The sequence below is a fragment of the Streptomyces sp. NPDC007205 genome, assembly GCF_040634095.1.
Classification (GTDB): domain Bacteria; phylum Actinomycetota; class Actinomycetes; order Streptomycetales; family Streptomycetaceae; genus Streptomyces.
Genome location: NZ_JBEYEW010000015.1, coordinates 110,677 through 129,336, shown reverse-complemented (window position 1 = coordinate 129,336; position 18,660 = coordinate 110,677). Strand labels below are relative to the sequence as shown.

Sequence of the window (18,660 nt, the reverse complement as noted above, 5' to 3'; positions counted from 1 at the left end):
CGGAGGTATTCAGCCCATGAACGAGACCTGCACTGTAGGACAGTACCTGGTAGACCGGCTCCGTCAACTGGGCCTGGAGCATCTGTTCTCCATCGCGGGCGACTACTCGATAGACTGGTTGAACCGCTACGTCACGCCGAGCAGCATTGAAATCATAGAAGAAGTCAACGAGGTGAACGCCGGTTATGCGGCGGACGGATACGCGAGGCTGAAGGGCATCGGGGCCCTCTGTGTCACCTACTCCGCGGGCGCCCTGTGTGCCGTGAACGCTGTCGCCGGCGCTTACGTCGAGAAGGTTCCGCTCGTGCTGATCAATGGCACTCCGAGCATAAAGAAGACCATCACCTTCGAGCAGACGGGCTTCAGCGCGCATCACTTCATCAGCGGACGCGAAACGGATATGCAGTCGTTCGAGCATATTACGGCCGCCACCGTACGCGTCGACAACCCGGACCTTGCGCCGATGCTGATAGATTATGCACTCACCCAGTGCATAACCGAACGGCGCCCGGTTTACATCGAGCTTCTCCAGGACATGGTCGACTTGGAATGCGAGCCGCCGAGGGGCGCTCTGAAGCCGGCCAGGACCTTGTCGGACGAGACCAGCCTGGAGCAGTCGGTCGCACAGATCTGCGCAAAGCTTGAAAGCGCCGAGAACCCGCTCATCTGGGTGGGCGTGGAGATCGACCGGCTCGGCCTGCAGGACAAGGCCATGAGCCTGATACAGCAACTGAACGTCCCATTCGTCACGGAACTCCTCAGCAAGTCCGTCCTGTCCGAGGATGATGCGCTGTTTGCCGGCGTACTCGACGGCCAGGCATCAGCGACAGCCGTTACGGATCTGGTCAGGACGGCTGATTTTGTGCTGGCCCTCGGCGTGTGGCTGACAGACATCAACTCGTTGGGTTGGGACCCGGACTACGACAAGACCGCATTTGCGTCGTTCGACGCGGTCAAGTTCGGAACCTACTTCGGGTCTCAGGTCGCGTTGGAGCATCTGCTGGACGGCATACTGGCGGAAAAGCTTACGCCCAAGGTGCGGAAAATGCCGGAGAAGCCGGCACGCAGCGCGCCGGTCGTGCGCCCGTCCGACGTGATCACGTATCAGGGGTTCTACAACTTCATCCAGCAGTACATCGACAGGAACACTATCGTCGGTGCCGATGCGAGCATGAACTACTTCGGGAGCCTGCTGCTCGATGTGCCAGGACCGGGCGGGTTCGTCGTTCAGTCGTCGTACTCATCGATAGGCTATAGCGCGGCGGCTGCGACGGGTATCTGCCTGGCGAAGCGGCCCGACCAAAGGGTCATGGTCTTCACGGGTGACGGCGGTTTCCAGATGACCGCCCAATGTCTCTCGACGCAGACTCGCTTCAAGCTCAATCCGATCATCTTCGTCATCGACAACGGCGTCTACGCCGTGGAACAGTGGCTCGCTGATTCATCGGTCTTCCATGCCGACAAGCCGTTCTACAGACCGTGCATCCTGCACCGGTGGAATTACAGCCTCCTGTCGGAGGTGTTCGGTTGCCGGGGGTGGGAAGTCGGTACGTATGGAGAGCTGAGGGATGCCGTGACGAGTGCTCTGAAGAACTCGAACAGCCCATCCATCATCCAGGTCCGAGTGCCGGACAAATCGATTCCCGACAATGCGAAGTGGAAAGCGCAGTAGCGCCTGCGACGCGAGGAGAGAATGATGCCGACTAAGATCACTGCAATCTACGAGAACCCGAAATCCCCCGAGGCCTTCGAGGCCGGTCACCACGAGCAGATCGATCTGGCGCAGAAGATCCCCGGAGTCCAGCGGATCGAGAGCGCGAAGGTCTGGCCGAAGGAGGACGGCAGCGCGACGCCGGCCTATCGCGTACTCGACCTGTACTTCACCGACTACGACGCGGCCAGCAGGGCCGTAACGACCGAAGAGGCATCGGCGTTCGTCGCCAAGGCTTTCGAGCTGGCGACTGGTGGTGTGCGGCTCCTCTTCGTAGATGTCGAGGAGGTCTGACCTCGATTCTTCCGAGTCGTGGCGTCCTCGCAGTGAGCGGCTGACGGCCCGATATGTCCCATGCCGTGGCGGACGGGCCGTCCCGGTTCAAGCGCGGCCGACGACGCAACAGGTCTGTGCCTGAAGGCGAGCATCACCCTGATGCTCGCCGAACAGCCTGACACACCCACGCGCCTCGGACCCCGTTCCCGGATTGACGCTTTGTCGTCAACGCCACCAGAGCGACGACGGAGAAGCTGAAGCTCGCGTCGCTCAAGCCGCAGATCGCCGCCGCCAAGGCAGAGAAGCAGGCCCCGGGCCTGGCCAAGGCGGCGGGATCGGCGAAGACCGCCGCGGACCAGGCTCCGCGCAAGGTCGTATGGGCGGTGAGCGGCAAGCCCGTTCTCGCCTATGAGACGGTCGTCGGGGGCCTGCAGGACGACGGCACCCCGAACCAGCTGCACGTCATCACCGACGCCGCCACCGGCAAGAAGCTCTTCCAACCTCGACCACGGAACCTCCGGTACCGGCACGCTGTTCTCCCAGTCCGGCGACACCTGGGGCGACGGAACGGTGTCGAACGCGGCAACCGCCGCCGCGGACGCCGCTTACGGGGCCCAGGAGACCTGGGACTTCTACAAGAAGACCTTCGGCCGCTGCGGCATCAAGAACGACGGTGTGGGCGCGTACTCCCGCGTGCACTACGGCGACTCGTACGTGAACGCCTTCTGGGACGACGGCTGCTTCTTCATGACGTACGGCGACGGCGAGGGCAACAACGACCCGCTGACGTCCCTGGCGCGAAGACGGTCAACGGCGTGAGCTACGACTCGCCCACTCAGGACGGCTCCAAGGTCACCGGCATCGGCCGGGACAAGGCGCTGCAGATCTGGTACAAGGCGCTGACCACGTACTTCACTTCGACGACGGACTACAAGTGCGGCCGCGCCGGCACCCTCAAGGCGGCATCCGACCTCTACGGTGCCTCAAGCACCGAGTACAAGACGGTCGAGGCAGCCTGGACCGCGGTCAACGTGAGCTGATTCCCCACAGGCCAGGGGCGGCAGCCGGGACACACCCGGGTGCCGCCTCGGGCCGGGTCAGGGGTGCGGGGCCGCGCCCTCGTCGACGGGCAGCGCAACGGGCTCCTCCACCGGCTGTGCGACTTCCTCGGCGGAGGCCGCGTCGGCACCGTGTGCTCCACGCGTCCCACGCGCGGCCGACGCCGGACTCACACGGCGCAGCGCCAGATGGAGCACCGGCATCAGCACGCAGGTGACCGTGGCGGACTGCCACAGAAGCGCGTCGAGCCGGCCCGCCGCCAGATACGCGCCCGCGGCCACCGCGGCCACCGCACACACGCCGCGGTCCACGATGCTCTCCACCGACAGCAGCGTGGCACGCGGAACCCCCTTCGGGATGGCGTCGTTGACGAGCTTGCGCTGCACCGGATAGCCGAACCCCGTGATCGCAGCGAACGCGCACAGCAGCCCGACCACGGCCCAGGGGCCGCCGACAGTGGTGCCGGCGAGTGCGGCGGCGAGCGCGACGCTCAGCAGGGACACCCAGGCCGCGGGCGACAGCCGCCGGCTCAGCCACTGGGGCCGGGCGGAGGCCACCGCCTCGGCGACCGTCATCGCCGCGAGGACACTGCCGTGGCTGCTCTCCGCGATGCCGTGCTCGAACAGCACCGGCTGGAACAGATTGACCTGGCAGATCCGCGACAGCGTGAAGACCGCCACGCCCTGCACCATGAGCAGGGCCAGCCACGGTGACGAGCGAAGGGTGCGCAGGGCGGCGCCCGTGTCCCGCAGCAGGGTCCCCCTCCGCCGCCCACGAGTGCCCGCCCCCGCGCCCGTGTCACCGGCGGCGATCCGGGGCAGGGCGAGGGCGCAGCCGAGAGAGCCCGCCGCGCTCGCCGCGCTGAGCACGTAGGGGGACTGGTGGGCCAGAGACATCAGCGGTCCGACGAGCGGCCAGCAGACGACCTTGGCGGCGAGCCCGAGGGCACGCGCCGTGCCCTCCGCCCTGAGGTAGTGGGCGTCCGCTCCCTCGGCGCGCAAGCCGTCGTACAGGCAGGCGCTCGCCGCGCCCGAGGTCAGGGAGCGCCCGGCGGCGATCGCGAGGAAGTGCACGAGGAAGCCCGTGTACGAGGGCGCCAGCACCGGCACGATGTTCGCCGCCGTCATGACCACCGCGCCCGCGCGCAGGCAGTTGCGGGCACCGACGCGGTCGGCGACGGCTCCCGTGGGTATCTCGAACAGGCAGAAGGCGACGTAGTAGATGCTCTGGATGCCGAAGATCTGGCCGTCCGACAGACCCGCGGCACGCTGGTAGGCGTAGAACACGGGCATCCACCACAACAGGTTGAACAACAGCTGGAACCCGTTGTTGAGGCGGATGATGCGGCGGGCGGCCGGGGTCATGGCCGGATCCGCGGAGCGGCGCCGCACAGACGCCATGGAGCGCCTCACCGGGCGTACGGGCGTACCTGGACCAGATGGAACGCCCCCTCGGCAGTCATGAGCCACTCGATGTCCAGAGCGTCGTCGGGGTCGCCCTCACTGAAGTGGGACTGCAGCAGACGCCCCACGAAGGCCAGTTCGCCCAGGGACGTGCGCGTGTCAGACGGGAGGTCCTCCCCCGAGGAGCCGACGTCCACGGTGCGCCCGCCGCCCTCGACCGTGTTGAACAGGTACTGGTGGGGCAGGACCCTGCCGTCGACCACCCGCTCCGGCGAACCGGCCGTGCAGTTGACGTACACGTTGCGGAAGTCCTCACGCCGGGTCGGATTGCAGGTCACCAGCACACCCCCGAGGCCGGCGGGGACATACCGCTGGATGATCACTCCCATGTAGGTGTCGTCCAGCACGATGCCGGCCTCGTGCCGCAGACGTACGCTCCGTGGCGACAGCAGCGACGTCCACACCTGCCGCACCGCGTCCAGCAACTGCTCCTCACCGCGCACGGTGGTCACCGAGTCGTAGATCCCGGCCGCCGAGAAGCCCGGCAGGTCCTCGGCGTTGGAGGACGAGCGCACCACGAGACGACGTCCGCCGGCCAGCAGACCCGGCACCGCACCGGTGACGGCCCGTGCCACCTCGTCGGGGATCGGCGTGCCGTGCATCAGGCGCTGCAGGTCCAGACAGAGGGAGTCGATCACGTCGAGCGCTTCGAGTTCGAGCGCCATCTTCAGCTTGCCGATGCCCTGTTGCACAGCGGGCGAGGAGGTCAGGAAGAGATGGTGCAGGCGGAACGGGAGCGCCACTCCCTCGGGTGCCCGGATGGTGGCGGCCACGTGTTCGGCCGCCACCACCTGCAGCCGATCCACGGGCGCTTCCGGCTCGCCGAGCCGCAGGGCCAGGTGGCTGAGCAGATCGGGCCGCGGCGGGCGCGGGCGTGCGTAGAAAGCGGTCAGGTCCGCCGTGCGGCTGTCCAGGACATGGTGCAGTTCGCCGAGGTTGGCGGCCTTGGTGCCGTAGCTGTCGCGGTCGGCGCGCCGCAGCCGGTGCAGAGCCATGACCGGCGCCTCGTCCAGCAGCGGCGCGTCGACGCGGATGCGCTGCTGGTGCCAGGCCGGCCTTTCCAGGACCGGGGCGTCGGACAGCCGCTCCAGGGTGATGGCGTCCTCGGACACCCGGTAGCGGACCCATGCGCCGTCCAGTCCGTGTCGCCGCACCAGAGCGTCCAGGTCGCGGACGATCGCGTTCGGGATGCCCCAGCCCGACGCCAGGACGTTGGTGTGCGAAAGCGGCGTCGTGGGCTCCGTGTTGACGAACCCCGCCACCCGGGGCACGTCGTCGGGCAGGCAGGCCATCGCGACGATGTCCGCCCAGCCGAGCTGTGGGGCGGCGTCGCGGTACTCCGCCAGATGGCGGAAGTAGCGCAGCCGGCCTTCGGCCACGCCCGGGTTGAGGCAGGTCCGGGTCCGGTTGCCGAACAGCTCCTGGCTGAGGATGCGCGGTACGCGTGCCTCGCTGACCGAGGCGAGTTCGTGCTCCTGCCCGTGGTTCGCCGGTTTCAGCAGCAGGGGGAGCCGTCCGTCCACCCTTGCGCGCACATACTGGTAGAACTCCTCCAGCAGCGCGGCGTGCATGGTGTCCGACTCGGTCGTCTCCAGGACCAGGAAGGGCCGCTCGGAGCCCTCGGCGTCCTCGTCGCTGTGCAGGGACAACACCCCGAGCAGGAAGCGGCGGTCGGGCGCCATGTACACGGATGCGTTGAACGCGTCCAGGCCCGTGTCGAGTTCGTCCATCCCCATGCCGAGGATGCGCGTGGCGACGTAGTCGACGTGGAAGGGGTGCACCCGGGTGTCGAGCAGGTGCCAGGTGTCCTCGGACCTGTCCACCACGATCTTCAGGTACGGGTGTCCGGCGAGCACGCCGGACAGCGCGCGGAACAACGGCAGCGAGAGGTTGGCGCCGACGACGGTACGATCGCCCGCCGTGTCGGGGGTGTCGGCCTTGTGCGGTGCGCGGGTCATGGCCGGGCCCCCTCGGTGGCGTCCGTGGGCAGGATGCGCGGCAGCGCCTCGACCAGGGCGGTGAAGTCACGGACGACGGACTGCGGCCGGTCCGCCGACAACAGGCACAGGCCCGCCATGGTGTTGGCCCCGGCGGCAGGCTCGTAGACCGGCACGGGAGCTCCGTCCGGCAGAGAGCTCTCGCGGACGACGGACAGGGTGCTGCCGGCGCCGACCGGCGCCGAACGGACGACCGCCGAGGAGTCCCATCGATGACGGCGGGGCCAAGGGGTGCCGTCGCCCTGCACGGCGAGGACCACCAGCGATCCGGCGGCGCCCGTGGCATCCTCGGGCGTCAACGCCCGTGCGGGCCAGACGGGTGAGCCGCCGAGCAGCTGGTCGGTGAACATGCCGACCAGGTCCAGGCCGAAGACCTCCTCGATCTGCGGCACCGTCATCGCCCCGCCGAACCGCGCGGCCGTCTCGATGACCCACATACGGCCTTCCCTGCCCAGCTTGATCTCTGTGTGGGTGCCGCAGTTCTCCAGCCCCAGGGCGTCCACGGCGCGCCGGGCGAGGTCCACGATGAGGTGCTGGGCCTCGCTTCCCACGGCGGCCGGGGTGATACCGGCGCGCTCGGTGAAGGGCGCCACCGTCGGCATCCGCCCGCTCAGGCAGACCGGACGGAACTGTCCGTGGACGACCACGCCCTCGACGCTGACGTAGTCACCCCAGCCGGGGCCGTCGAACCACTCCTCGGCACAGCCGCTGACGATCTCCTCGACGATGAAGTCCTCCGAGGCGCCGGGAACGTGCAGTTCCGCGAATCCGAGCAGCGCGGACTCGGCCATCACCGCGCGCGACCGCTGCCAGGCGTCCGGCGCGTCCGCGGGCCGCTCGATGATCTGGTGTGCGGTCGAACCGGCGCTCCAGGCCGCCTTTAAAAGAAGTGGGCATGACAACTCGATGGTTGCGCGCTCCAGTTCGGCCGCGCTGGTGACGGCGCGGAACCGCGGCTGCGGTATACCCCGGCGCTCCCACGCGGCACGCATCAGGCGTTTGTCGCGCGCCAGGGCGGCGGCGGGCCCCGCACCCCTCAGCCCGAGCCGCCGGGACGCCTCGGCGACCGCGACCACCGCGTACTCCGAGAAGGTGAGAACGGCGTCCGCCCCCACCTCGCGGGCTCGGGCGGTGATGAGCTCGACCAGGTCGCCACCGCGGGCGTCCAGGGGGGTGACGACCGACGCGCACAGCCGCGCCGCGTCATCGGCCACGGGCGCGGGCAGTTCACTGAGGGCCAGTAGGTGCACCACGGACCTCGCGGCCACCCGCGTCAGGGCATGGCCCACCGGAGGGCCGCCCTTGGCATGCACGTACAGCACCTTGCTCACGGAACTCCAACTCCTTTGCGCCGGTACATCGACCACTGTCACGCCATCTCCTTCAAGCGAACCAGCACCCGCCCGCGTCCGAGGTGCCGGGATTCCCCAGGCACTCAGGCAAACGCCCTACTGCTGCCGCCGATCCGCGCCAGGTGAGGGTGCGTCATGCGCTGGCGCCGCCGACGCCACAGCACCGAGCGTCTGCCCCGCTCGCATGCCCCATCCCTTACGGGATACGCATGAGGAATCACCCAAAGTGATGTGGTGCAGGGTTGAAGGAGTGGGACGTGGACGAAGCTGATTTCAAGGCGGACTGCTCTGCGTCCGCCTGACCCCGGATGGGCGGATCAGCGAGGCCGGCACCGCGGTCGCCGACGTCCTGCGTATCCGGCTCTCCGATCTGACGGGCCTGCCGGCCGACACGTTGCTTGCCAGGACACCCGAACGGAGCGCCCTGCACCGGATCTGGGACGACCTGATCAGCGGTCGGCGCCGAAGCGCCCGCACCTGTGCCGTACTCGTCGACCGGGACGGCTGGCGGCGCCGGACCCGGATCCATCTGAGCATCGTGTGCGGCAGGGCTCCCGGTGTGTCCGGCGTCTGGGCCGTCGGCACTCACCTCGGCCTGCGCCATCAGCCCCGCCCGGACCTGACGGCCGCCCAGGTCCGCATACTGGCCCTGCTGGCGGCCGGGCACACCAACGCGGACATCGCAGAGACGCTGCGCCTGTCCCGGCAGACGCTGGACTACCACCTGAGCCGCCTGCGTGCCCTGCTCGACGCCGCGACCCGCCCGGCGTTGGTCGCCCGAGCCCATGTGCTCGGCATCCTCTCATCACAGACATGGCCGCCCCGGTCCTCGACGGCGGCGAACCCCGCAAGCCCGGTCTGGACGCTCCGCCCAGGACATGACGGAGGGACCAGGTCCGTCGGTGTCGGCGTCTTCTGCCTCGAAGACGAAGACGAAGACGAAGACGAAGCCGGAGGCGACCTGGCAGTCGGCCCGCACAGGGACGACGTGGGTGGATCTCCAGGTAGGGCCGGCCGCCTGGGCGGCGTAGGCCTTGACGCGCATGGGGACGTTTTCCTCGGTGAGCGGTCCAGGGGTGGGTCGGGACAGGTGTCAGTCGACGGCCGGGGCGGCGGCGTACTCCTCGTCGGTGACGGGAGTCAGCCAGTGCACGACGTCATGGTCGGCGTCGCTCTCGTTGATGGCCAGGTGGACCATCAGCCGGTTCGGCGCGGCGCCGTGCCAGTGCTCCTCGTCGGCCTCGAACAGGACGCGGTCGCCGGGACGGATGACCTCGATCGGTCCGCCCCGGCGCTGACACAGGCCGACCCCCTCGGTGACGAAGACGGTCTGGCTCAACGGGTGGCGGTGCCAGTGGGTGCGCGCGCCGGGCATGAAGTGCACCAGGTTGGCGCTGACCCGGGACGGCGCCGGTGCGGCGGCCACGGCGTCGATGTAGACGTCGCCGGTGAACCAGTCGGCGGGGCCCCTGAGGGTGGTGATCGAGCTTCGGGTGATCCGCAAGGTCGTACCTTCTCTGTGAGTGATGCGGGTGGCAGGCACGTCGAGCCGCTCTCCCGGGGGCGCGGCCTGGATCAGGGCTTGAGGAGTGCCTTGACGGCGCGGCGCTCGTCCATGGCCCGGTAGCCCTCGGCGACCTGCTCCAGCGGCAGGGTGAGGTCGAAGACCTTGCCCGGATCTATGCGGCCCGACAGGACGCGGTCGATCAGGTCGGGCAGGTAGCGGCGCACGGGAGCGGGGCCGCCGCGCAGGCCGACGTGGGAGAAGAACAGCTCCTGGCCGTCGATCCGCACCTCGTGGGGGACACCGACGAAGCCGACGTTGCCGCCCGGCCGCGCCGCGTGCAGGGCCTGCTGCATGGCCTGGGCGGTACCGACGCACTCCAGCACCGCGTCGGCCCCGATCCCGCCGGTGAGGTCCTTGAGCCGGGCGACGCCTTCCTCGCCGCGCTCCGTGACGATCTCGGTCGCGCCGAACTCCCGGGCGAGCTTCTGACGGCTCTCGTGGCGGCTCATCGCGATGATCCGCTCCGCGCCCATCTCCTTCGCCGCGATCACCGCGCACAGCCCGACCGCTCCGTCGCCGACCACCACGGTGGTGGCGCCGGGCCCGACCTCGGCGGCGTCGGCAGCCCACCAACCGGTGCCCATCACGTCGGAGACGGCCAGCAGGCCGGGCCGGAACTCCTCGCCCGGGACCTCGTCGGTGGCGACCAGGGTGCCCTGGGCGTGGGGGATGCGCACGTACTCGGCCTGGCAGGTGCTCATGAACTCGCGGTTGAGGCAGTTGGCCTGGAAGCCGTTGCGACAGTTGGCGCAGGTGTTGTCCGAGGTGGCGAACGAGCCGACGACGAACTGACCCGGCCTGACCGCGGTGACCTCGCTGCCGACCTCCTCCACGAAGCCGACGTACTCATGGCCCATCGGATGAGCCTCGCCGGTCGGATCCAGGCCGCGGTAGGGCCACAGGTCGGAGCCGCACACACAGGTGAGGGCCGTACGGATGATCGCATCGGTCGGCTTGAGGATCTTCGGGTCGTCGAGCGTCTCGAAGCGCACATCGCCGGGGGCGTGGATCACTGCTCCGCGCATGGGGGGAGGTCCTTACGTGCTGAGGGCCGGGCCGCTGGTGCGGCCCATGGGGCTTGTTGCGCAGCAGCGCAAAGCGCCACGCCTCCAGGTAACCGGGTTTCCGCGCGGGCAGCGAGTTACCGGTGAAAGGTGTACTGCCAGTACATCCCTGCCGCGGCGTACACGCCGTACGGTCGAGGTGTGGACAACCGTGACGAGGTCCGCGAGTTCCTCACCTCGCGGCGAGCAAACATCACCCCGGAGCAGGCCGGCCTACCCTCCGGAAGCCGGCGGCGCGTCCCTGGCCTGCGCAGAAGCGAGGTCGCGGCCCTGGCCGACATGAGCGTCGAGTACTACGCGAAACTGGAGCGGGGCAATCTCGCCGGCGTCTCTCCGGCCGTCCTGGAGGCCGTCGCCCGCGCCCTGCGACTGGACGATGCCGAACGCGCCCATCTCCATCATCTGGCGCAGGCCGCCGACGGCTCCGACGTCCTCGCCCGGCCTCGGCGCCGTACCGCCCGGCAGTGGACGCCGCACCGCAGCCTGCAGTGGACCCTGGACGCGGTCACGGCCGGACCCGCGTTCGTCCGCAACGGCCGACTGGACATCCTCGCCGCCAACCCGCTCGCCCGTGCCTTCTACAGCGATGTCTACGCCGCCCCCCAGAACCAGGCGAACCTCGCCCGCTTCAACTTCCTCGACCCCGCCTCCCGCCGCTTCTACCCCGACTGGGATCTCTTCGCGGACATGGCGGTGGCCATCCTGCGCACCGAGGCAGGCCGCAGCCCCCACGACAAGGACCTGCACGACCTCGTCGGTGAGCTGTCCACCCGCAGCGAGGAATTCCGCACCCGCTGGGGCGCCCACAACGTCCGCCACCACGGCACCGGCACCAAACGGTTCCGCCACTCGACCGTCGGCGAACTCACCCTCGCCTTCGAGGGGCTGGAGATGGCCGCCGAACCCGGCCTCACCCTCACCATCTACACCGCCGAACCCGGCTCGCCCTCCGAAGAGGCACTGCGTCTGCTCGCCTCCTGGGCCGCCACCGAAGAGGCCGACTCGCCCACGCGACAGTCCACCGGCTGAAGCAGGGCCTGCCGCGCGGACCGCGCCGACTGGCGGGGTCGGAGCGCGGGGTCGTACTCCGGCCGGTCCCACCCGCGGTCCGGGGGCCGACGACCGTCGCGACGACGGCTTCGGCTCCGGACCGTCCCATGCCTTGCAGTCGTTCCGGTTGCCGGGTCTACGTCCGCTTCGCGGCCCGCCTTTGGCGGCGGGACAGCGACCTGGGCCTTCGCGTCCTGCTTCCAGCCCAGGGCAGCCTGGCAGGAAAGATCGCTGTGGGCCGTTGCTCATGGCCTGCCTTCCGCCAATACGGCGGCGAGGAGTCCGGGGAAACGGGCATCGAGTTCGGCGCGACGCAGAGTCATCAGACGGGTCTTTCCAGCGCGCCGGGTCTGCGTGATTCCGGCTTCGCGCAGGATCCGCCAATGATTCGACAGCGTCGACCTGGGCACGTCCACGCCGGCCGGGCTGCACGCACTCTCGCCGTCGTCGGCCATCCGGCGGACCAGTGCCAGCCGGACCGGATCGCCCAGTGCATGGAGCACCACAGCCAGGTCCACATCGGCATGGTCGGGCTGTCCCACTGGCCCTCCTCGGCCTCGTCCGCGTGACACCCGTAGTATGCAGATCACTTCCTCGTTTCGGGAAAATCGAAATGATCTAGGAGATGACCGTGACGGTGCTCGCCATCCTTGCCCGGGTCTACGTCGACGACCTGGACGTGGCCTTGCCGACCTTCGTCGAGCTCACCGGGGAGCAGCCACAAATGCGGTTCACCTACCGGGACTTGGAGCTCGCGAGCATCGGCGGCTATCTGCTTCTGGCAGGTTCGGAGGAAGCCCTTGCTCCCTACCGAGGCACGCACGCCACCACGATCGTCGAGTCCATCGACCGGGTCCTGCGCATGACCGAGCAACACGGGGGAGACATCCTCGACGGCCCCAACGAGGTGCCCACCGGTCGCAACCTGACCGTGCAGCACCCCGGAGGCGCGACCATCGAGTACGTGCAGTTCCACGCAACCGCACGTTAGGCCCTCGCTCGGGCCGGCCCAGTCGCCGCAGTCGGTGGCCTCGCCGGCCGTCTGGACCGGGATCGCAAGGACCATGTCCGGTCCGGGCCGGCCGCGTCCGGGAACATACGGTCCGCGCCCAGTCCGCGCGAGGTCAGCCGCACCCTGCTCAACGGAGAACCGGGCAGGCCGCATCTGTGGGAGGACGAGCAGACCCCCGTCCCGGCCGGCGAGGCCTCGGCGGCCTCGCTGTCTCCGGTGCCTTACAGGCACAAGGCCGACACGGCTGGGATTTCTTCAACTGGTGGTGTAGATAAGTCAGTTGTTGCGGCTTCTGGATCGCAGCAGGCGGTGATCCGGTGACTTTTCTGTCGCACTTGCTGTGATCGCCGACCCCCCTCATGCACAGCGAAAGGCACATGTATGGCGAACAACCGCAGGATGCGCTATGGAGGACGGACGCTGGCGCTCTCAGCGGCTGCCCTGGGCATGGTCGCGGCGGCAGCCGTTCCGGCCTCGGCCGATGACCAGCCCACCCGGGCACAGCTCATAGCCGACTGCAATTCCGGGGAAGGGAAGTGCACCTTCAACGAACCGCAGTTGGGCCAGGCGTATCTCGGAGGCTTCCACCGGGTCTCCGACTCGCTCTACAACTGCAGCACCTCGGCTGCCACCCAGTCGATGACCTGGTCCGACACGGTCGGTTCCACGGACTCGGCGGGCGTATCGGTGACCGCCGGCGGCAAGGTAGCGGACATCATCGACTTCAGCGTGACGGCGACGTACAGCCACACCTGGTCGAGCACCCACTCGGAGACCAGCTCCGTCAACATGACGGTGAAACCCGGTGAGGTCGGCTGGATCTCCCGTGCACAGGTGATGCAGACCGTCTCCGGCACATGGCAGACCCATTACGACGACCGGAAGTGGGGTCACTACTTCTGGTTCGTCCCCGACGCCATCACCGGTCCTGCCCCGAACGGGACGGACGGCCAGAGCAACGCGGTGGTCGTCAAGTCCAGGAAGATGACTGCCGAGGAGAAGGGCTCCTGCTCCAGCCGCTCCGGCAAGGCCAAGACGTTCGTCGTCCACGGCTGATCCACCGATCACGCGCCTGGCTGCCTCGCGGTCCGTATCCCCACGAGGCAGCCGGGGACAGCGGGGGTCTGACGGCGGGTGCCACCGGCTACCACGAACGCCGGTACGCCATGGGCATGTACCGGCGCGCGGCGGCTCCCGTGTGCTTCACGGTCTCCACCCTGGTCGCGAACGCGCTGTGGCTCGGCTCGCCGTTCGACTCCGGCACGCCGAACCGGCACATCCTCCACGAGGCCATGCGGCTGCTGCCGCCGTCGTGGAACGTTCTGCGCAACGCCTGCGCCGAATACCCTGCCGTCGACCGGCGCATCGGCGCGGGCGACGACGTCCTCGTCCTGCCCCTTCTCTCCCATCGTGATCCCACGTTGTGGGAGGACCCGCACGAGTTCCGTCCGGAGCGCTGGGACAGCCTCGACCCCGACACCGCCCCCGGCTACCTTCCCTTCGGACACTCCTCCGAACGCTGCTGGGGCCGGCACACGGTGATGCCGCTGGCCGAGCTGCTCCTGGACCTGATACGCGGCGCCGGCCTGGCGGTCAGTCCGGACCAGTCGACCGCCAGGGTTCCCCTCGTCGGTCTGCTGGGCGTTGAGGACGTACACGTGACCAAGCTGCGCGATGCCGCCGCCTGAGCCGTCGTACGACACCGGGACGACCGAGATCGTCGACGAGTCCTTCGCCTCCCATCCGCACGGCGTCTACCGGCGCTGCGTCGCGCATCACAGCAGGGCAGCGCGCGATGCCGGTGCTGTACGCCGCGGTGCCCCCACGTTCGTCGGCCGGTCCGGCGCCGCCGGTCGGCTATGACCGAAGTGCGCGGGCCAGGCTGTCGATGGTGGCGCTGTCCACGGGCGCCGTTCCGGTGAGGGTGCCGGCCAGTGCGCGGGCCAGGACGGTCGCGGCACTGATCCGGGTGTCCTCCTGCTGGTCGCCGGTGACCTTTCCGATCACGGCGTCGCGCACCGACGTGGAGATGTCCAGCCCCCCGAACTGCTCGGGGAAGGACAGCATCATCAGGCACACCCCCACGTTGGCGGCCAGGATCGACTGGCCTGCCAGCTCGGCGGGCATACGAAGTCGCCCGGCGTCGCCGCAGCGCCGCAGCGCCGCCAGGAGCAGGCCTTGCGCTTCCTTGACCGCCTGCGGCTTGGGGTCCCCCGTCGGCGTGAACATCAGCCGGTACAGGTGCGGGTTGGCCAGGGCGAACGTGACATGGCTGTCCCAGGCCGTACGCAGGTCCGCCACCGGATCAGCGGTGCGCGGATTGCGCCTTTTTCCGGCGAGGAAGCGTTCGAAGCCGACGTCGGCCACCGCGGCGAGCAGCCCTTGCTTGTCTCCGAACTGGCGGTAGATCTCAGGGCCGCCGACCTTGGCTCGTTCGCAGATGGCCCGGGTCGAGATCGCCGGCGCGTCCTTGCCGGCGAGTAGTTCCGCGGTGGCTTCCAGGATGCGCTCTCGTGCCGACGTCATGCGCTCATGTTAACAGCCGAGTTAGCGTTGTTTACGAGTTGTGTTAACGTCGTAAACGTCTGGGCCGCGACAACCAGTCCACAACCTGAAGGTGGTTCCCCATGGGTACGACGACCCTGCGCGAGTTGAACGGCTTCGACGAGACGCCGGCTTCCCTGGCCGACGCCACAGTGATCCTGATCGACTACCAGAACACCTACACCGGCGGCGTCATGGAGCTGGACGGCTACGCCGAGGCCATCGCCGAAGGCAAGAGGCTTCTCGCCGCCGCCCGTGAGGCGGGCGCCCCGGTCATCCACGTTCAGGACGCGGGCTATGACATCGACTCCGAGGGCGGCCGGATCCACCCGGATGTCGCGCCGGTCGAGGGGGAGGCGGTTGTCGTCAAGAGTGTTCCCAACGCTTACCACGACACCGACCTCGGAGAACTGGTCGAGAAGGCCGGCCGCAAGGACGTCGTCCTCGCCGGATTCATGACCAACATGTGTGTCCTGTTCACGGCCCAGGGTGCGTTCCTGCGGGGTGACCGTCCGACCGTCGTCGCCGGCGCCTGCGCGACCCGCTCCCTTTCCACGATGAAGGCGGCCGGTGCCACGCTGACCGCCCGGCAGATCCATGACGGCGCACTCGCGACGATCACGGAACTCTACGGCGTGGTGGTCTCGTCCGTTTCCGACCTGACGTAGGGCACCGGCTCGACATCCACGAATCGGGCGCGTCAGAAAGCCCGTGGGCGGCCCTTCCTCGGCGGCCAAGCGGGCTACGGGTCCGGCGCGTCCGTTCGGCCGTCGGGCGGCCACCGGTGATGATGCGTTCTGCGATCGCCTGGCGATCGGCTCTCGCGGAAAGTCCCGCCGGATTCGCCACACCCTGGGGGTCATGATGTCTTCGCCGGCTTCGTCCAGCGTGGTCAGTGAAAAGGTCGAGAAGACCCGGTCCCTGACAGGGTGTGCCGCTGTACTGGTGGGAGACTTGGCCATCACGGCCGCGGCGGTTCTGGGTATGTGGTGGACGCGTGACACACGGGACTCGGTGGCGATCCTCAGCAGCGCCTTCACCGCGGTGACCAGCATGACCACCGCGTATTTCGGGATCAAGGGCATTTCCAACACGGCCTCGCGGGTCGTGCATGTGGTGCCGTCGCAGGGCGGCGACTGATCAGCGGGAGTCGGCGGTCAGCACCGTGCGACCAGCTCCGCCTTGTCCCTCACGTCGGTTCGTGCAGGTGCGGCCCTCTGTCCCCGTCATCCTCCTTGCAGATACCGGTGGCGTTCCTGCTGTGTGAGGTCCCGGCCGACGGCTCGGCAGATCATGTCGATCGCTCCCGTAGGACCGGGCAGATTCAGTTTCCATCGTTGGACCGTGCCGTCTTCGCCGCTTGCGATCAGCCTGCGTTGGCCGGGGCCGAAGGCGAGTGCGTGCACGGAGGACTGCCGCCCCACGAGAGTGCCGCGGACCGTTCGCGTGGAAAGGTCCCAGAGACGGACCGTGCCGTTGTCGTGGCCGGCGGCGAGAGCGCGGCCATCTGGGCTCAACGCCACCGCTGAGGCCATGTCCGTGAGGATGGTGCCGTCTTTCCCGGTGGCCGGGTCCCACAGCCGCAGTGTTCCATCGGCGGCAGCGGATACGAGCGTGTGCCCATCGCGGCTGAACGCAAGCGCGACAACGACATCCGTGTGCCCCGTAAGAACTGCCCGGCGCCTGCCGGTGGCCACGTCCCACAGCCCCACGGACGTACCGGTGCCCCCCGTGGCGAGTAGCCGGCCGTCGGGGCTGAGAGCCGCCGTCACGCAGGTGTCGGTCCGAGGGCGGCAGCGTACCGTCGTTCGGAGCGTGTGGTCGGTCATGTCCCACACCCGCACGGCCGAACCGTCGGCGCTGGTCACGGTGGACATCACATGGCGGTCCGAGCGAAGGCTGAGCGACGTCACCAGCCCGAAGCCCACGGGGCGTGCGTGGCGCACCTGTTCGGTGACCGCGTCCCACTCCCGCACGACCCCACCGGCATCACCCACTTCCACCGTGCGCGCGTCAGCCGTGAACACCATCGCCGACACGATGGCCGTCTCCACCCTGGCCACCCCGCCCTGCCCCTCGGAGGCGTCCCACAGGCGGACAGCACGGTCACGGCCACCGGAGGCCAGGGTGCTCCCATCGGTGCTGAACGGCACGGACGCCACACTGTCGGAGTGCCCGGTGAAGACGGCCCGGTCCTTGCCGGTGGCCACGTCCCACAGCCGCGCCGTGTCGTCGTCACTGCCGGTGGCTGCCACGCGCCCGTCCGGGCTGAACGCCACGGCACGCACAGGTCCATGATGACCGGCGAGGCGGACCCGCGGCGCTCCTGTCGCGGTGTCCGACAGCTGTGCCAGGCCCCCCAGACCACCGGAGGTTTCCGGGCGGCTCCCACCTGCGGCGGTGTGGGAGAGCCCGGCCGGGGCACGGGAATGCTGAGGTGTTCCGCTGACGTGCGGACTCGCACCCGAGGGTGTGGGAGGGCACATGGACGTGCTGGCCCGGCTGGACCGATACCAGAGACGGCACCGGTGGGCGGGGATGCCGCTCGCGGTCGTGTACAAGTTCTTCGACGACCAGGCCACCTACCTGGCCGCGCTGATGGCCTACTACGGCTTCGTCTCGCTCTTTCCGCTGCTGCTGTTCCTGGTGGCGGTCCTCAGTGCCGCCCTGCACGGCAATCCGCAGCTGCAGCACTCGATGCTGCACTCGGCACTGGGCGAGTTCCCGGTGATCGGCGACCAACTCGGCCACAACATCCACTCGTTCCACGGCAACGGCGCCGCCGTCGTGGTAGGTATCACGGGCAGCGTGTACGGCGCCCTCGGGATCGCCCAGGCAGTCCAGCACGCACTGAACAAGATCTTCGCAGTGCCGCGGCACGCCCGTCCCGACCCGCTGCGCTCACGGGTGAGGAGCCTGTACTTCCTGCTCCTGCTCGCGGCCGGCCTCTGCCTGACGACCGCACTGTCCACCGCCGAGTCCGCGGCCACCCTCTTCGGAACCCGCCTGGCCATCGGCATCAGGATCGGCGTCGGAGCCCTGGCGGTCGTCCTCGACGCCGCCCTCCTCCTGCTGAGCTACCGGCTGATGACCAGGCGCAAGCTGCCGCTGCGCGTGACGTACGGACCGGCCCTGGGAGCCGCCTGCGCCTGGCAGGCACTGCAGTGGGGCGGCTCCTACTACGTCGGGCACGTGCTGCGGGGCGCCACCGCGACCTACGGCATGTTCGGCATCGTGCTCGGCCTGCTCGCCTGGATCTACCTCGCCGCCGCCGTGTACCTGACCACAGCGGAGATCATCGCCGTACGCTGCCTGCGGCTGTGGCCCCGCAGCCTGCTGACCCCCTTCACCGATCATGTCCACCTCGCCACGGGCGACCTGCGCGCCTACCGCTCGTACGCGACCACGGAGTCCTTCAAGGGCTTCGAGAAGATCGACGTCCGCTTCGGCGAGCCTCCGCCACCGGCCGTGGGCGACACGGGACCTCCCTGATCCGACCGGGCAGCAGGCGGGCGGCGCCCGTCTCGGCTCGCTGGGAGGCACGCCGCCTGGAACCCGGTGACTA

16 protein-coding genes and 3 pseudogenes are annotated in these 18,660 nt (G+C 68.9%); 11 read left to right on the top strand and 8 right to left on the bottom strand.

The window, feature by feature from the left end; translation table 11 throughout:
* Nucleotides 1-16: 16 nt before the first annotated feature.
* The 3 genes and pseudogenes from ABZ624_RS24600 to ABZ624_RS24590 form a co-directional block, all read left to right on the top strand.
* On the top strand, nucleotides 17-1,672 hold the full coding sequence (locus ABZ624_RS24600; RefSeq protein WP_360092779.1) for a thiamine pyrophosphate-dependent enzyme: 1,656 nt from the start codon (nucleotides 17-19) through the stop codon (nucleotides 1,670-1,672).
* Between the two features lie 24 nt (nucleotides 1,673-1,696).
* Nucleotides 1,697-2,005, top strand: coding sequence for an EthD family reductase (locus ABZ624_RS24595; protein WP_360092776.1), 309 nt, complete (start codon nucleotides 1,697-1,699; stop codon nucleotides 2,003-2,005).
* 215 nt (nucleotides 2,006-2,220) lie between these two features.
* A pseudogene (locus tag ABZ624_RS24590) lies at nucleotides 2,221-3,027 on the top strand (M4 family metallopeptidase); the annotation flags it as partial.
* Between the two features lie 57 nt (nucleotides 3,028-3,084).
* Here ABZ624_RS24590 and ABZ624_RS24585 read toward each other — a convergent pair.
* Genes ABZ624_RS24585 through ABZ624_RS24575 form a run of 3 tightly spaced genes read right to left on the bottom strand, consistent with a single transcriptional unit; the run spans nucleotide 3,085 to nucleotide 7,837 of the window.
* On the bottom strand, nucleotides 3,085-4,446 hold the full coding sequence (locus tag ABZ624_RS24585; RefSeq protein WP_360092773.1) for an MFS transporter: 1,362 nt from the start codon (nucleotides 4,444-4,446) through the stop codon (nucleotides 3,085-3,087).
* An 8-nt stretch (nucleotides 4,447-4,454) separates the two neighbouring features.
* Nucleotides 4,455-6,467, bottom strand: coding sequence for a PEP/pyruvate-binding domain-containing protein (locus ABZ624_RS24580; RefSeq protein ID WP_360092770.1), 2,013 nt, complete (start codon nucleotides 6,465-6,467; stop codon nucleotides 4,455-4,457).
* Nucleotides 6,464-7,837 (bottom strand): ATP-grasp domain-containing protein, encoded by a 1,374-nt coding sequence (locus ABZ624_RS24575; protein ID WP_360092767.1) that lies wholly within the window; start codon nucleotides 7,835-7,837, stop codon nucleotides 6,464-6,466. Before ABZ624_RS24575 ends, ABZ624_RS24580 begins: the two co-directional genes overlap by 4 nt.
* Nucleotides 7,838-8,396: 559 nt before the next feature.
* Between ABZ624_RS24575 and ABZ624_RS24570 the strand changes: the two are divergent.
* Nucleotides 8,397-8,627: pseudogene (locus tag ABZ624_RS24570) on the top strand (helix-turn-helix transcriptional regulator); the annotation flags it as partial.
* Between the two features lie 324 nt (nucleotides 8,628-8,951).
* On the opposite strand, the gene ABZ624_RS24565 reads toward ABZ624_RS24570, so the two are convergent.
* The gene (locus ABZ624_RS24565; RefSeq protein ID WP_360092764.1) at nucleotides 8,952-9,362 is read right to left on the bottom strand and encodes a cupin domain-containing protein; all 411 of its coding nucleotides are present in this window, start codon (nucleotides 9,360-9,362) and stop codon (nucleotides 8,952-8,954) included.
* Between the two features lie 71 nt (nucleotides 9,363-9,433).
* Nucleotides 9,434-10,450 (bottom strand): zinc-dependent alcohol dehydrogenase family protein, encoded by a 1,017-nt coding sequence (locus tag ABZ624_RS24560; protein WP_360092761.1) that lies wholly within the window; start codon nucleotides 10,448-10,450, stop codon nucleotides 9,434-9,436.
* Between the two features lie 180 nt (nucleotides 10,451-10,630).
* On the opposite strand from ABZ624_RS24560, the gene ABZ624_RS24555 reads away from it, so the two are divergent.
* Nucleotides 10,631-11,518, top strand: a complete 888-nt coding sequence (locus tag ABZ624_RS24555) for a helix-turn-helix transcriptional regulator (protein WP_360092758.1) — start codon at nucleotides 10,631-10,633, stop codon at nucleotides 11,516-11,518.
* Between the two features lie 266 nt (nucleotides 11,519-11,784).
* Here ABZ624_RS24555 and ABZ624_RS24550 read toward each other — a convergent pair whose 3' ends face one another.
* On the bottom strand, nucleotides 11,785-12,081 hold the full coding sequence (locus tag ABZ624_RS24550) for a helix-turn-helix domain-containing protein (protein WP_360092755.1): 297 nt from the start codon (nucleotides 12,079-12,081) through the stop codon (nucleotides 11,785-11,787).
* Nucleotides 12,082-12,164: 83 nt separating this feature from the next.
* Here ABZ624_RS24550 and ABZ624_RS24545 point away from each other — a divergent pair, with 83 nt between their 5' ends.
* The 3 genes and pseudogenes from ABZ624_RS24545 to ABZ624_RS24535 all read left to right on the top strand — a co-directional run.
* Nucleotides 12,165-12,530, top strand: coding sequence for a hypothetical protein (locus tag ABZ624_RS24545; protein WP_360092752.1), 366 nt, complete (start codon nucleotides 12,165-12,167; stop codon nucleotides 12,528-12,530).
* Between the two features lie 420 nt (nucleotides 12,531-12,950).
* On the top strand, nucleotides 12,951-13,607 hold the full coding sequence (locus ABZ624_RS24540) for a hypothetical protein (protein WP_360092749.1): 657 nt from the start codon (nucleotides 12,951-12,953) through the stop codon (nucleotides 13,605-13,607).
* A pseudogene (locus ABZ624_RS24535) lies at nucleotides 13,556-14,239 on the top strand (cytochrome P450); the annotation flags it as partial. The gene ABZ624_RS24540 and the pseudogene ABZ624_RS24535, both read left to right, overlap by 52 nt.
* 169 nt (nucleotides 14,240-14,408) lie before the next feature.
* Here ABZ624_RS24535 and ABZ624_RS24530 read toward each other — a convergent pair.
* Nucleotides 14,409-15,077 (bottom strand): TetR/AcrR family transcriptional regulator, encoded by a 669-nt coding sequence (locus ABZ624_RS24530; protein WP_360092746.1) that lies wholly within the window; start codon nucleotides 15,075-15,077, stop codon nucleotides 14,409-14,411.
* Between the two features lie 101 nt (nucleotides 15,078-15,178).
* Here ABZ624_RS24530 and ABZ624_RS24525 point away from each other — a divergent pair, with 101 nt between their 5' ends.
* Both ABZ624_RS24525 and ABZ624_RS24520 read left to right on the top strand, forming a co-directional pair.
* Nucleotides 15,179-15,763 (top strand): cysteine hydrolase family protein, encoded by a 585-nt coding sequence (locus ABZ624_RS24525; protein WP_360092743.1) that lies wholly within the window; start codon nucleotides 15,179-15,181, stop codon nucleotides 15,761-15,763.
* Between the two features lie 193 nt (nucleotides 15,764-15,956).
* Entirely contained in the window at nucleotides 15,957-16,235 is a 279-nt protein-coding gene (locus tag ABZ624_RS24520; RefSeq protein WP_360092740.1) for a hypothetical protein, read from the top strand.
* Nucleotides 16,236-16,321: 86 nt separating this feature from the next.
* Here the strand turns inward: ABZ624_RS24520 and ABZ624_RS24515 are convergent, their stop codons facing one another.
* Nucleotides 16,322-17,581, bottom strand: coding sequence for a WD40 repeat domain-containing protein (locus ABZ624_RS24515; protein WP_360092738.1), 1,260 nt, complete (start codon nucleotides 17,579-17,581; stop codon nucleotides 16,322-16,324).
* Here ABZ624_RS24515 and ABZ624_RS24510 point away from each other — a divergent pair.
* Nucleotides 17,580-18,587, top strand: a complete 1,008-nt coding sequence (locus ABZ624_RS24510; RefSeq protein WP_360092735.1) for a YihY/virulence factor BrkB family protein — start codon at nucleotides 17,580-17,582, stop codon at nucleotides 18,585-18,587. The genes ABZ624_RS24515 and ABZ624_RS24510 overlap by 2 nt on opposite strands.
* Nucleotides 18,588-18,660 lie beyond the last annotated feature (73 nt).